The organism is Comamonas sp. MYb69 (assembly GCF_037479315.1).
Taxonomy (GTDB): Bacteria; Pseudomonadota; Gammaproteobacteria; order Burkholderiales; family Burkholderiaceae_C; genus Comamonas.
The window spans coordinates 70,989-83,565 of the sequence record NZ_JBBGZG010000007.1 but is presented as its reverse complement, the minus strand read 5'-3'; the positions used below and the strand labels follow the sequence as shown (position 1 = coordinate 83,565).

At 67.1% G+C, this 12,577-nt stretch carries 10 protein-coding genes; all 10 read right to left on the bottom strand.

The features are described from left to right. Positions 1–4: 4 nt before the first annotated feature. The 10 genes from WH303_RS11425 to WH303_RS11380 all read right to left on the bottom strand — a co-directional run bounded on the left by WH303_RS11425 (position 5) and on the right by WH303_RS11380 (position 12,490). The gene (locus tag WH303_RS11425) at positions 5–1,456 is read right to left on the bottom strand and encodes an AAA family ATPase (protein ID WP_339518566.1); all 1,452 of its coding nucleotides are present in this window, start codon (positions 1,454–1,456) and stop codon (positions 5–7) included. A 4-nt stretch (positions 1,457–1,460) separates the two neighbouring features. Further along, positions 1,461–2,846, bottom strand: coding sequence for a type II and III secretion system protein family protein (locus WH303_RS11420; protein ID WP_339518564.1), 1,386 nt, complete (start codon positions 2,844–2,846; stop codon positions 1,461–1,463). A gap of 98 nt (positions 2,847–2,944) precedes the next feature. Then, positions 2,945–3,982 carry a Flp pilus assembly protein CpaB gene (gene cpaB, locus WH303_RS11415; RefSeq protein WP_339518563.1) on the bottom strand — a complete coding sequence of 346 codons (1,038 nt, stop codon included), beginning with the start codon at positions 3,980–3,982 and terminating at the stop codon, positions 2,945–2,947. A 125-nt stretch (positions 3,983–4,107) separates the two neighbouring features. After that, positions 4,108–4,662, bottom strand: coding sequence for an A24 family peptidase (locus WH303_RS11410; RefSeq protein WP_339518562.1), 555 nt, complete (start codon positions 4,660–4,662; stop codon positions 4,108–4,110). A gap of 9 nt (positions 4,663–4,671) precedes the next feature. Further along, positions 4,672–4,857 carry a Flp family type IVb pilin gene (locus WH303_RS11405; protein ID WP_339518560.1) on the bottom strand — a complete coding sequence of 62 codons (186 nt, stop codon included), beginning with the start codon at positions 4,855–4,857 and terminating at the stop codon, positions 4,672–4,674. Positions 4,858–4,938: 81 nt separating this feature from the next. After that, on the bottom strand, positions 4,939–6,852 hold the full coding sequence (locus WH303_RS11400; protein ID WP_339518558.1) for a TolC family protein: 1,914 nt from the start codon (positions 6,850–6,852) through the stop codon (positions 4,939–4,941). A gap of 3 nt (positions 6,853–6,855) precedes the next feature. Continuing rightward, positions 6,856–8,184 carry an HlyD family type I secretion periplasmic adaptor subunit gene (locus WH303_RS11395; protein ID WP_339518556.1) on the bottom strand — a complete coding sequence of 443 codons (1,329 nt, stop codon included), beginning with the start codon at positions 8,182–8,184 and terminating at the stop codon, positions 6,856–6,858. Continuing rightward, on the bottom strand, positions 8,181–10,058 hold the full coding sequence (locus WH303_RS11390) for a peptidase domain-containing ABC transporter (RefSeq protein ID WP_339518555.1): 1,878 nt from the start codon (positions 10,056–10,058) through the stop codon (positions 8,181–8,183). Before WH303_RS11390 ends, WH303_RS11395 begins: the two co-directional genes overlap by 4 nt. Before the next feature lie 299 nt (positions 10,059–10,357). Continuing rightward, entirely contained in the window at positions 10,358–11,893 is a 1,536-nt protein-coding gene (locus WH303_RS11385) for a hypothetical protein (RefSeq protein ID WP_339518553.1), read from the bottom strand. A gap of 78 nt (positions 11,894–11,971) precedes the next feature. Further along, positions 11,972–12,490: an OmpA family protein gene (locus tag WH303_RS11380; protein WP_339518551.1), complete on the bottom strand. Its 519-nt coding sequence runs from the start codon at positions 12,488–12,490 to the stop codon at positions 11,972–11,974. Between the last annotated feature and the right edge of the window lie 87 nt (positions 12,491–12,577).

Here is a 12,577-nt window from a genome sequence, read left to right as displayed (position 1 = left end):
GTTTTCAGTGTCCGCGCAGGCGCTGGAGAAGGTGTTGCAAGGGACCGACCGCGCCGCTGCGGTGGCCCACACGCTGTGGATGGTGCGCGGCCAGCAGCTGGTCGGCGAGCTGGCCGACCGCCTTCACATAGGGCTCGCTGCGGCGCTGCGCCTGCAGCAGCAGGCCCCGGTTGACCTCCTGCATCAGTGGCCGGCGGCGCTCGGGAATGTTGCCAAGCAAGGGCAGTTGCAACTGCGCCGCCATGTGGCTGGCCGCCAGCTCCAGCCGGCTGTCATGGCGGTTCACGATCAGCTCGATGCGCTCGGGCGCGATGCCGATGGCCTGCAGTTGCTGCAGGAGCTCGGCAGTCCAGACCACGCTGGCCACGCTCTGGTCGCAGACCAGCCAGATCTGGCTGGCCTGGGGCAGCACCTCGGCCATCACCGGCAGGGGCGTGTCGGCGCCCAGGTCCAGCACCAGGTGCTCAAAATACTGGCCCAGGCGCTGGACCAGCGCGTCGATCTCTCCGGCCGCTGGCAGCGCGGCATGGCGCGGCATGGTCAGCAGCCGCAGGCCGCTGGGGTGTCGCGACAGCGCGCTGGCCGCCATGCGCTTGTCCAGGCGCCGCTGCTGGCTGAGCGCATCGGCCAGGCTGAACTCGCCTGGGGTGTTGAGGTAGATGGCGCAGTCACCGCCCGAGGCGCCCATGTCCAGCAGCAAGGCATGCAAGCTCTGCCCATCGGCGGCGTGGCTGGCTGGCACAGCAGCCTTGCCGCTGCGCGCAGGGCTCAGGCCCTCTTGCAGATGCCAGGCCAGGTGCGATGCCAGCAGGCTGCAGCCCAAGCCGGCCCGGGCCGAGAGCAGTGCGGTGATAGGCGCGGCATCGGCACGGCGCTGGTCTAAGGCCGCCGGGCGGGCCAGTAACTGGCTCACCACGCGCTGGGCCGGGTCCAGCGGTGCGTCCAGATCCAGAAAATCCTGCACGCCGGCGCGCAATGCTGCCAGCAGGCATGGGGCGTCTTGCGCATGGCCAATCGCCAGGCGCGGGATATGCGGAAAGGCTTGCTGCAGCTGGGCGACCAGCGCAGTCGCAGCATCGACATTGGCGCTGTCAAACTGCACCAGCACGGCCTGGGGCTGCAGCTGCTGCACTTGCTCGGCCACCGTATACAGGCTGGGGGCGATATGGGGCTGGGCACCGCCCAGCAGCCGCTGCATCCAGACCAGCGCCAGCGCGCCCTGTGGCGCCGGCGCTTGGACCAGCAGCAGCGGCACGGTCGCGGGGCTGTCGCCTGCGGGGTTGGCAGTGGCAGGCACGGGGGTCAGTGAAGGCGGCACGGCGCGCAGGGCCGGGCGCTCGCTGGCATCGGCCGGCGCAGGCCGGACATGCCCGGGCCTGGGGGTAAGCAGGTCAGCCAGCGAGGGGCTCTCGGGCGCGGAGCCTGCGCTGTGGGGGGCGAGCGAGTCCTTGTTCATGGCATCAGTACGAAAAGCCGGGCAGGGGGGAGTCGGCATAGGGCGCGCCTACCGCATACGGTGCCCAGACGCGGCCCGCATTGGGCAGCTCCTGCTGCGCGCCGGGCAGCAGTGCCTCCAGGTTGGTGCCGGCGGGCAGCGGCTGCACCAGGCGCGGCGTGACGATGATCACCAGCTCGGTCTCTTCCTGCGAGTAGTTGAGGTTTTTGAAGAAGGTGCCCAGGATGGGTAGGTCACCGAGCAGCGGCACCTTGTTGACATTGGACAGGGTCGATCGGCTGACCAGCCCGCCAATGACAAAGCTCTCGCCATCGGCCAGCTCGACAAAGGTGTCGGCACGGCGGGTGCGCAGCGCGGGCACCGAGATATCATTGATCGTCACGCCCTGGGTGTAGTCCAGGTCGCTCGCTTCGGGCGCCACCTTGAGCGCGATGCGTTCGTTGGACAGAATGGTCGGCGTCAGCTGCAGCTTGACGCCAAACTCCTTGTACTGGATGGAGATATTGTTGCTGCCGCCGCTGGGCACGGGAATCGGGATCTCGCCACCGGCCAGAAAGCTTGCGGTCTGGCCGCTGTGGGCCACCAGAGTGGGTTTGGCGAGCACGCGCGCCAGGCCATTGCCCTCCAAAAAACCCAGCTGCGCGGTAATGCCCCGGCCGCTGAAGGCCCGGCCAAAGCCGAGGACCAGGTTCATCGCGCTGGCAATGGCTGTCGTGCCATTGTCGCTACCGCCGCTGCCGCTGGAAGAGCCACTGCTGCTGCCATTGCTGCCCGGGGTGTAGACCCCAAACTGGAAGCCATGGTCATTGGCGCCGCCGCTGTTGAGCTGCACGCCCGCGCGCCGCATGGCCGACTTTTTGAACTCCACGACCTGCACATCGACCTGCACGGTATTGCTGCGCACATCCACCTGGGCGCGGTCGGTCAAGGGCGTGCCTTTGGGCGCAGTGGCCGCCAGCTCTGCCGAGGCGCGCGCGTGCTCGGGCAGGGACTGCAGGCGCCGCTCCAGCAACAGGCGCGGGCCGCTGACCACAACGCTCCAGGTCTGCGGTTCGCCCTGGCTGGGCCAGACCATCAAGGTGGTGCTGCCAGCAGCCTTGGGGGTCAGCAGCAGCTCGGCCGGCCGGGCGGGGCGCGGGGTGGCAGCCTTGCCAGCGGCGGGTTTGCCCGTTTGGGGCAATTCGCCCAGCACCTGCACATCCAGCACGGCAGGGTCACCAATGGCGATGCGCGCAATGGCAATACCGGGTTTGAACAGCTGCTGCTGGCCTTGCACCAGCGCCAAGGGTTGCACGCTCACGGCAGCGGGCGCCAGAGGCTGGGCCTGCACGGCCAAGGCGCTGGCCAGCAGCGGCAGCCAGGCGGCGGATGCGAGTGCGGTGGTTCTCATAGTCGGTTCCCTCGTCTGTCTCGTTCTGGTTCCGGGCCTTGCGGGCCCGTGTGCGCCTGTGTGGCGCGGTCAACCGGGGCTGACAACCCCGGCAGCCATCAATAACGTACGGTCTGCACGCTGGCGCCTTGGTAGACCTCCAGCGTGCGAGGTGGCGCCAAGGGCGCGGCCGGCGCTGGCGCCCTGGCCTGCGTGACGGTGGCAGGGCGGCGCACCGGCTTGCTGTCGGCGCCGGTTGCCAGGTCCTTGAAGCGCAGGCCGGCAAAGGAGCGGTCCATGCCCTGCAGCTCCTCGCCCTTGGCCAGCTTGCCTGCCACCGGCTGCAGCACCGTGGGCAGCACGGCGAACAGGGCCGGGTCGGGCACGCGGCTGTCATCGGGGTGGCGCAATGCCAGGCTCAACTGGCCGTATTTCTCGGCCAGGGTCAGGCGCTCCACATCCTGCAAAGGCACGGCCAGCACGGCGGTGGCGGCATTGCGCGCCGCCTGGGTATCCTGGGTATTGCGCCTGGCTGCATTGGCGCTGCTGCCGGTCTTGGCGGCCTCTTGCTCTTCTTGCTGGCGCTGGGCCTGGGTGAGTGGTGGGTTTTCCACACTGGCTGCGCCATAGGCCAGCACACGGGTGCGTGCCAGCAGCAGCCGGGTCTGGCTGTCCACCTCGGCCGCGTCGGTCTTGCCGTCCAGCGTAAAGAACACATCGACAAAATCGCCGGGGCGCACATGGTGGCCGGCGGCCATGGCCTCGCGGATACCGACCGACACCGCGCGTTGGCCGGGCTCGACCTGCAAGGCCAAGCCGCTGATCAGCTGCTGCTCAAAGAGCGGTGCATCGGCCACCAACGCCATCGTGGTCGTGCGGCCCAGCAGTGCATCGGTGTTGGAGAAGCTGGAGGCCACGGCGACTGGAAGCTGGGCGATCTTGAGGTCGTCTGCCACCAGGCGCTGGCCTGCCGCAATGGACTTGGCTGCGACCACGACGGCATGGGTGGGCGCTGGCTTGCCTGCATCGCCGCTGCTGGCATCCGTGATCGGCGTGCTGGGCCGGTTGGCAGATTGACGGCCCAGCAACAAGGCGCCCAGGCCCAGGGCCAAGGCAAGGACCAGCAGCAGGCCAGCCAGTATCTTGGTGAGGTTCATGGTCGAGGGCTCCTAGAAGTTGAAAGCGGCATATGCTTTGCTGTCGCGGCAGCGCGTGCGGCCCAGGGGGCGACAGCAAAACACATGGGCGGTGGAGGTGGAAAGAGGTGCATGCCAGCAGTCCTTCAACCCTGGAAAGGCACGGAGTTGCGCATCATCAGCACGATCGCCACCAGCGCCATATAGCCGGCATAGGGAATGCTGCGCTGGGGGCCACGAGGCCGGTCGTTGGCAGGCGCATTTGCACCGGCTGCCAGTACCGGCTGCAGCAGGGGCAGTCTGGCCAGCAGCAACGCGCCTTGGGGGCTACGCAGCAGGATGCGGCACCCCAATACGACCATGCTGTGCAGACCGGCAAGCAGGCTTGCACCCAGCCAGATGGCCAGCAGATAGGGGGACAGCCCAAACCACAGGCCAGCGACCGCCGCAAACTTGACATCCCCGGCGCCCATCCAGCGGATGGCGTACAGGGGCAGCAGGGCGACAAAGGCCACCGCCATACCTGCCAGGCCTTGCCAGGCCATCAAGTCGAACGGTTGTGCACCTCCGAACAGTGCTGCCAAGCCTGTGGCCAGGCCCAGCAGCACCATCCAGTTGCGCACCTTGCGGCTGCGCAGGTCCATGACTGCTATGGCGACAAGCCACAGCAGCAGGATCCAGGTGAAGGCAGTGGTAGCCACGTTGAGCGCTCAGGGAGCTGCGGTGCCGGCGTTCGTCAGTGCGTTGCTGATCTTGGTAAAGACCACTTGCAGCTTGGTTCCGATATCGGTCAATGCCACCAGCAGGCCGACGGCAATCAGCCCCGCAATCAATCCATACTCAATGGCGGTCGCGCCTTCTTCATCGTTCCAGAAGTTCTTGATGATGTTGGTCATGATGCTCTCCATTTACATAGCCCAGCTGAAAAACAGTGGCAGGCGTGGGCAAGCGCCTGTCGCTGTGGAAACCCGTACCTCTTACCAGCGCAGAGCGCGCGCTGCACCGGGGCCTTGCGGCTGGCTGAGCAGCTGCGTGTCCCATCGGTGGTCCAGGCGCAGCGGCAGGTGCTGCGCAGTCAAAACAGGGGCAGAGGTATACGTTGTTCCAGGCCGGGCAGGGGCTGCGCGGCTGCCAGCCAGTGGCGCGGGGCCAGGGCCGGCAAAGGGGCGCTGCGCAGTGGCAGGCGCGGGGGCATTTGCAGAGCGCTGGGCAAAGAGCTGGTCGAGCCAGTGCTCGGGCAAGTCGCGGGGCAGCAACTGGCCGGTGGTGCGGGTCAGGCGCAATTCATTGATGCGCTGGTCATACATGGCGTCGGCAGCGTCCAGCATCAGGCGCTGTACGTCGAGCTGGGCATCGAGCACCTGCGAGAGGTTGCCCCGGCCCACTTCCAAGAGGCGCCGGTAGCCCTCAAAGGCGGCGCTGGCTTCTCGCACGGCATCGTGCAGCTGGGCCTCGCGGGCGCGGCCCGCCTGCCAGCGGCCCCAGGCGGACGACGCAGCCTCATGCACCTGGCGGCGCACGGCCTCTTGCTGGGCTTGCTGGGCCTGCAGCTCGCTGATGGCCTTGAGGATGCGGTCGCGCAGCTCAAAGCCATTGCCAAAGTTCCAGTTCAGCTCTACGCCGTAGCGGGTGCCTTCGGTGTAGAGCACGCTCTTGGGATCGCGCGTGTGCGAGACGACGGCGGCGACCGTAGGCCAGCGCTGGGCCTTGCTGCGCTCGACCTCGGCCTGGGCGCGCTCGATCAGGTGGCCGATCTCGCGCAGCTCGGCGCTTTGGTCCTCGGCGGCCAGCAGCGCCGCTTGCTCATTGGTCGGCACCCAGAAGCTGGGCACCTGGGGCTCGGGCAGCCAGGACAGGCTGGGGATGTAGTTGAAGTAGCGGGTAAAGCGGGCCTGCGCATCGATGCGCTGGGCCTCCAGCGCATTTTGCTGGGCCAGTGCGCTGGCGCGGCGCGATGCGGCCTGGCGCAGGTCATTGCGGCCGACGGCGCCCAGTTCGGCGCGGCGCTCTTCGACCCGGGCGAGCTGGCCGATGATCTCAGCCGACTCGGCAGCAATGCGGGCCTTGGTCTGGAAGCGGTGCAGCTCGAGCAAGGCCGACAGCGCATCGAGCAGCACATTCTGGCGCGTGGTGTAGAGGGCGCTGCCTTGCGCTGCTTCCATGGCCTGGGCCGACTCGATGCCGGCGCTGATGGCGCCGCCATCGAGCAGATTCATGCGCACCTCGGCGTTCACTGCCGTGTACGAGCTGCGCCTCCCGCCTTGGGGCAGGGCCGCATTGCCGGCCGAGGTGCCCAGTTTGAAGCTGGGCCAGCGCGCGCCCTCAGCCGTGTGGGTGTCGTAGCCTGCTGATTCCACGGCGGCACGTGCCTTGCGCACATCGGGGTGGTCCCTCAGCATCGTGTAGAGCGCTGTGAGCAGCTGCTGCTGGGACGCGTTGCCTGCAAGTGTGCCGGGCATCAGCTTGGGTGCCAGCTGCAAGGCGGCGGCAGGTGCGGTGCTGGCGGGAATGACGGGGGCGGCCGGCGTGGGAGCAGCCATTTCTGCGCTCGCGGTGGGCGCGGTGCTGCTGGCAAGCGCAGGCGCGCTATCGCGGCTTTCTGGCGCAGCTTCGGCCATCTGCACGCGCAGCGGCATCTCCAGCACCGGCGTGGCATCGGCCTGGCTGGCCTCCTGCGCCGGCACGGTGCCATCGGAGAAGCCCTGCGCCTGCAGATCGCTGCTCGCCCAGGCCATGGTGAGCGCGCAGACAATCCCCCAGACCGAGGCGCCCTGCGGCTCGGCGCGCCCGGGGCAAGCCAGGCGCGGCTGGGCCGCCAGGTAGCGCGCTGGCAGGCTGGCCGCCTGGCCAAGCGGCATGCTGCTAAGGGGTGCGGGGGCAAAGAGGCGCATCGCTCAAGGCTCCCGGAAAGCTTCGCTCTGGATATGCAGCACGGGGCGCAGCAAATACCAGATAAAGGGCTCACGGCCCAGCAACAGATCGAGCTCGGCCTGCATGCCGGTGGTGATGCGGTTGTCCTTGCGGCCGACCCAGGGCTGGGCCAGGCTGGCCTGGATGCGGAAATACGAGGGCGCATCGGGCACGTTCGGGTCGTGGTCGGCATCGGCCGATACCAGGGTGACCTTGCCGGGCACAAAGCCATAGCGCAGGTAGTCATAGGCGCTGACCTTGGCCTTGGTTTCCTGGCCAGCGCGCACATAGCCCCGGTCGGCCGGGTTCAGGCGCGCTTCGACGATGACCTCGTCCTTGTCGGGCACGACTTCCAAGATCGCCTCGCCAGGCTTGACCACCCAGCCGGCGCCCGAGCTGCGCAGGCCTTTGACGACGCCGTCGGTCGGGGCCAGCACCACCGTGCGGCTGCGCTGGTTGCGGGCGCGGGACAGGTCTTCGCTCAGGCTGAGCAGTTCGCGCTCGGTCTGGGCCAGCTCTTCGGAGGCTCGGCGGCGGAACGCGCCCTGGGTCTCCAGAATCTTGGCCTGGGCCTGCTCGACCTTGGCGCGGTTGCTGACCAGGCTTTGCACGGCGGCGGCCAGATCGGTGCGCACCAGGGTCAGGGCACGTTGCTTGTCCAGCACTTCGAGCTGGCCAATCAGCTGCTCAGCCGCCAGTTGCTGGGCAATGCCGGCCTCTTGCTCGTGCAAGGCCAGGCTGCTGCGCAGGCCGTCGATACGGGCCTGGCTTTGGGCCACATCGCCCCGGGCCTGCAGCAGCATGGCCTGGCTCGATGCCAGGCTGCCCTGGTATTCCAGCGCACGCGAGGAGAAGGCGCCCAGCTCGGCGCGCACAATCTTGTTCTCGAGCTCGCGTGGGAAATCCGTTGCCTTGAGCGCCAGGCCCTGGCTCTCGGCCGTGAGGCGCGTGCGGCTGGCCTGCGCGGTGGCGCTGCGGGCCGTCAACTGCTCCAGGTTCAGGCTGCTGCCGCCCAGGTCAATTTCGAGCAGCGGCTCGCCCTTGTGGACTTCCTGGCCTTCCTTGACATGCACGGTGGTGACGATGCCGCCTTCCAGATGCTGCACGGTCTGCACGCGGTCGGAGGGAATCACCTGGCCGCTGGCAACCACGACGTTCTCGACCGGGTAGAACAGGCCCACCAGCACCAGCACGCCCAGGGCCGCCAGCACGATGCGGCGCTGGTTGCGGCCGGGCTCGGGCGTGCCGGGTAGCGCTGGCCGCTCCAGGTTTTGCAGCACCTGGGGCAGGTGGTGAAGGGAGCGGGCCGTCATGATGCCAACTCCTGGGCCTGCGCGGGGCCGGCTGCGGCCGATGGCTTGGCGGCAGCCGCGCTGCTGCGCGAGGCAGGCGCTTCGTTGGCGGCAGCCGCTGGCTTGCTGCTGACGCCAAAGAGCAGCGGCAGCATGTGCTCTGGCTGGCCCTGGTCCACCTGGCCGTCACCACGCACATGGTAGATGTGCTGGGCGAGCGATGCGACGCGCAGCGAATGGGTGACGATGATGACCGTGTGCTTGGTCGCAATCTGGCGCAGGGTTTGCAGCAGCGCGGTTTCGCTCTCGAAATCCAGGTCGTTGCTGGGCTCGTCCAAGATCAGCACCGAGGGGTTGCGCAAGAACAGCTGGGCCAGGCCAAGCTTGCGCAGCTCGCCGGCCGACAGGCCCGCGCCGCCTTCGCCCAGGATGGTCTGGTAGCCCTGGGGCAGGCGGCTGATAAAGCTGTGCGCGCCCGACAACTGGCAGGCTGCCAGAATCTGGCCGTCATCGGCATCGGGGCTGACCATGCGCAAGATATCGACAATCGGGCCGCTGAACCAGTAGGTTTGCTGGGCCAGGCAGCCCACCCAGCGGCCCAGGTCATTGCGCGGGAACTGCGCCATGTCGTACTCGTCGATCGAGATCGTTCCCTGCGTGGGCTGGTACAGGCCGGCGAGCAGCTTGGCCAGGGTGGATTTGCCCGCGCCATTGCGGCCCAGGATCGCATGGATGCCGCCGGGGCCGATCTGCAGCGACACCTGGTCCAGCGCCAAGTGGCCTGAGGGGTACTGGAAGCTGGCCTGCTCCAAGCGAAACACGCCGCGCGGGCGGGGCAGCGCAATGCGCTGGCTCTCGGGCTCCAGCGGCTCCTCCAGTGCTTCTTGCAGGCGGGCTGTGGCTTCGTTGGCACGGGCCAGCGAGCGCCAGTTGCTGGCCAGCTGGGCAATCGGGCCCAGGGCCTTGCCCGACAGCAGATTCACCGCCATCAGGCTGCCGATGCTCATCCACTGCGCATTGATGGCCAGCGCGCCCACGGTGATGACGGCGACCGAGAACAAGGTCAGCAGTACATGGCTGGTTTCCTTGGCGTTTTCCATCTCGCCGTTTTTGTCAAAGCTCTCGGCCAGCCAGCGGTCATAGCCCGATTGCCAGGCCTGCTGGGCCGCTGCGTCATAGCCGAGCACCTTGAGGGTGCCGCGCGCATTGCAGATCTCGGCCGTGCCCCGGTCGAGCTGGCGCGCCTGCTCGACTTCTTCGACCCGGCCACTGCGCACCTCATCGGCCCACCACCAGGCCAGCACGCCCAGCACGACCATAGCCACCACGATCACCGGCAGCACCGGCCAGGCGATGATGCCGATCACGATCAGCGCGAGCAGGGCCATTGGCAGATCCAGCACCGAGGAGGCCACGCCGCCCGAGATGCAAGAGCGCATCGAGCCGACATCGCGAAACAGCTGCAACCACTGCGTGGCCGAGCGCTGCTCCAGGGTGAGCAGCGGGTGCGCCAGCATGGAGCGCATCAGGCTTTGTGAGACTTCGCGGTCGATCGTGGCGCCCGCTTCCCGCAGCGCACGGGCGCGTTTGCGGCGCAGGTACAGCTCCAGCGCCAGCATGCACAGCACGCCGGCCACCATGGCGGTGAGCGTGGCGGTGCCGCCGCGCGAGATGACACGGTTATAGACCTGCAGCAGGAAGATCGAGGGCAGCAGCCCCAGCAGGCTGATGGGCAGTGACAGCCAGACGGCCTGGTGCAAATGGCCTTTGGCATGGGCGAATGACGTCGCCATAGCAGCTGCGAACGGGCTGGCCGTCGCCGCTTCGGCCTCCTGGGCCTGCGCCGTGGCTTCGGTGCGTGACACCAAGGCGCGGGGTAGCAGGTACTCGATCATGTTGGTCTCTCCCAATTCCTCTCAGCGATCCACTGTTGCGCTGCACAAATACACTATTTATTTATTGGTTTTACTTATTAACTCGGAAAATCGACTGCGGTTTAGTCCGCCATTTCTTGTAATTTACTTTGATTTTTATCAAACATAGCGCGGATCGGTGATGGTAAGAAATTGTATTTTTTTATGACAAATGTCTCCCGCCCAGATACTAAATATAGGGGTTGTATAAATATTGGCGGAGCGGGAGTCTTAAAGCTTTTTTCTATGTAAATGTTCAACAAATTGGGGGTATTTGCTAATCAAAAATTAATTAATTGCGGAACAGCAATATGGTGAATCCACTGGTAAATACGCCAGTTGTTGGCTTGCAAAGGGTCTGCACCGGTAAATGGCTCAATAAAAGCGGCTTGCTCTCGCGCATCGGGCGCCATAAACATGGCCGCTTCGGGGTGGAGGTATTGCGGCAGTTGTGCTTGCAAGGTTTTGCGCAGCGCAGCCAGCCAACTGCAGCTTTGCAGGTGGCTGCGGGCCTGGGCCAAGCCCGGTTGCAGGGCCAGCTCGGCCACTGCCACCACAGACCAATCGGGCTGCGCCGAGGAGGCGCCCCCATGGGCCAGCAGGTGCCACTGCAGCCAGTGCCGGGTCAGTGCTTCGAGCGCAGCCATCTCAGGCGTGGCCATGCTGGTGGTACTGGTGCTGCTGCCTAGGGCGGCGCCGGGTGGGGGGGATGGTGCATCGCTGGGCGCTGTGACCGCAGTGGATGTGCAGCCCTGCGCACTCATGCCATCGGCATAGGCGGCCAGCGCCACCAGGCGCCAGGCAGGCGCCAATGCGGCCGGTTTGGGCGTGGGCAGTGGCGGCTGCAAGTCGCTGTGCGCGGTCTGGCCCTTGCCGGTGGCCAGGCGTTGGGCCAGTTCGGCCATGACTGGCAGCACGGCGTCCAGCGGCTCGTGGCGCTGGCTTTGTGCATAGCGGGCCAGTACCAGCAGGCACAGCGCGTGGTGCAAGCGCTGCGTCCCTTCTGCCTGGTGGATCTGGATCTGCTGGCACAGCTGCAGCGCAGCACGGCCCAGCAGTTGGGACAGGCCGCGCTGCTGGGGGGGCGCCTGGCCCGTCTGTGGCTGGCAGTGCTGCTGCACCAGCAGCAGTGCATAGATGCGCGCGCAAAAGGCCTCCAGGCGCTCGTTGCTCCAGGGGCTGTGGGCCGGCTCGGGCACGGCCAGTGCCTGCAGCATCGCGATGCTGGCCTCGCTCTGGGGCAAGGCGGCACCGCTGGCCTGCAACGGGGGCAGGTCAGCGCGCGGTAGCTGCGTCAAATAACCTTCGCTGTTGACAAACAGGCCTTGCAGATGCAGCAGCCAGTACGCGCGGGGCAGGCGGTCCGGCTGCTCGCCCATGCCGGGCAGCCATGCGCTCGGTGCCGGGGCCGTGCTGGACCAACGCTGGGGCGGCACCAGTTGCACCTGCTCCAGGCTCTCGTCGGCCAGCGCCCAGGCCGAAACCGCTGGGCGCGGGCTAGCCGGTGCAGCACCGCCTTGCAGCGCACTGATATGCGAGGGCCAGTCAATGCGCAGCTCCAGGCAGTCGAGGCTGCGGCTCCAGGCCCATTGCCGCACCTGGGTGGTGCCGGCGCGCCAGGCCGCCTCCAGCGTGGCGCGGCGCACATAGAAGGTCGCCACAGGCTCTCCTGGTGTCGCCACGCTCAGCAGCAAGATGCAGTCGCCAAACGGCTCGGGCAGGGGGCTGGTGCGGGTTTTCAAATAGTCCAGGCCCAGGCCCAGTTGCTGGACCAGGCTGGGCTGTTTGCTCCAGCGGTGGGGTGCTTGGTGCGCCAACACATGTCCTCCAGGGGCTGAGACAAGGGAAGCGGCATGGCGATGCAGGGCGCCATGCCTTGCCAGGGCATGGGGCACTCAGCGGTATTCGAACTCGACCCGGCGGTTGCGCTGGTGGGCCTCTTCGCTGCTGCCGGTATCGGCCAGGCGTTCCTTGCCATAGCTCACGGCCTCGACACGGGCGGGGTTCACGCCCAGGGCTTGCAAGCTGCTGCGCACCGATTCGGCCCGTTTTTGGCCCAGCGCCAGGTTGTATTCGATGCCGCCGCGCGCATCGGTGTGGCCCTGCAGGGTCAGCGACTGGCCAGGGTGGCTGCGCATCCAGCGTGCATGGCTCTCCAGCACGGGGCGGTCAGCCGGGCGCACGGTGTAGGAGTCAAAGTCGAAATACAAGGTATGGGCGGTATCGGCCGGCCCCTTGTTGCCCGGCTGTGCGGTGGCCACGACCGGCGCCACGCCCGATTGGGCGGGCTCGGCCGCAGGCTTGGACAGCGCGTAATGGTGCTCCTCACGTTTGGAGGTGGTGGAGCTGCTGCCGCAGGCCGCAAGGCCCAGGGCCAGAGCGGCGGCGACAGAAAGAGGGAGAAGTTTGAACATGGCAATCCTTGATGGGGCCCCGCGCTTGCCTGGAAACCAGGCAAGCGCTGCAGACCCATGGGGATGGAAGCGGGTCACTGATCCGCG

Coding starts and splice junctions, on each gene's coding strand:
- WH303_RS11420 (WP_339518564.1), bottom strand. CDS start 2,846: ATGAGAACCACCGCACTCGCATCCGCCGCCTGGCTGCCGCTGCTGGCC.
- WH303_RS11380 (WP_339518551.1), bottom strand. CDS start 12,490: ATGTTCAAACTTCTCCCTCTTTCTGTCGCCGCCGCTCTGGCCCTGGGC.
- WH303_RS11395 (WP_339518556.1), bottom strand. CDS start 8,184: ATGACGGCCCGCTCCCTTCACCACCTGCCCCAGGTGCTGCAAAACCTG.
- WH303_RS11405 (WP_339518560.1), bottom strand. CDS start 4,857: ATGACCAACATCATCAAGAACTTCTGGAACGATGAAGAAGGCGCGACC.
- WH303_RS11400 (WP_339518558.1), bottom strand. CDS start 6,852: ATGCGCCTCTTTGCCCCCGCACCCCTTAGCAGCATGCCGCTTGGCCAG.
- WH303_RS11390 (WP_339518555.1), bottom strand. CDS start 10,058: ATGATCGAGTACCTGCTACCCCGCGCCTTGGTGTCACGCACCGAAGCC.
- cpaB (WP_339518563.1), bottom strand. CDS start 3,982: ATGAACCTCACCAAGATACTGGCTGGCCTGCTGCTGGTCCTTGCCTTG.
- WH303_RS11425 (WP_339518566.1), bottom strand. CDS start 1,456: ATGAACAAGGACTCGCTCGCCCCCCACAGCGCAGGCTCCGCGCCCGAG.